Raw genomic sequence first — 457 nt, 5'->3', positions numbered from 1 at the left:
GCGCGCCAGCCATAAATCTGCTCGTAAATGCGAACGACCAGATAGAACCCGTTCAGAACGGCCAGGCCGATCCACATGCCCTTCAGGTCAACTACAGCTTCCGTGCCAGCAGCAGCCCGGGCTGCTGTGTCAGTCGTTGAGCTCATACCCTTCTCCTCCAATGTGCTCCCAGGGAATTGCGCGTGACCGGTATCGCTCCGCCTCCCACAACGGAGCCGCTTCGTCCTCGTTTCGTAAAGCAAAGCGAAAGCGCGTCTTCTTCTAAAAACACGCAAAACCGCCCTTGTTTGCCGCAGCCTTCCCGAAAAATTCCAGAAAATCCCCCGCCCAAAGGCGAGCAAATCATTCCAAAATCCCCAGAACCCGGCTGCTTGTTGTTATCGGACGAAAACCGACGTCGCCGCCTAAGCCAAAATCCCAAATCCAACCCCTTCAACGGGCAGACCGCAGACCCAGC

1 protein-coding gene and 1 pseudogene are annotated in these 457 nt (G+C 56.5%); one reads left to right on the top strand and one right to left on the bottom strand.

Annotated elements, in window-relative coordinates; genetic code table 11:
* Nucleotides 1-77 (bottom strand): annotated as a pseudogene (locus ASE87_RS16935) (methane monooxygenase/ammonia monooxygenase subunit C); the annotation flags it as partial.
* 105 nt (nt 78-182) lie between these two features.
* Between ASE87_RS16935 and ASE87_RS16815 the strand changes: the two are divergent.
* The coding region (locus ASE87_RS16815) for a hypothetical protein (protein WP_235472370.1) at nt 183-457 on the top strand (275 nt) is incomplete at its 3' end.

The sequence above is a fragment of the Frigoribacterium sp. Leaf44 genome (assembly GCF_001421865.1).
GTDB lineage: Bacteria > Actinomycetota > Actinomycetes > Actinomycetales > Microbacteriaceae > Frigoribacterium.
The sequence above is the reverse complement of the archived record's forward strand: the minus strand, read 5'-3'. Positions and strand labels throughout refer to the sequence as shown.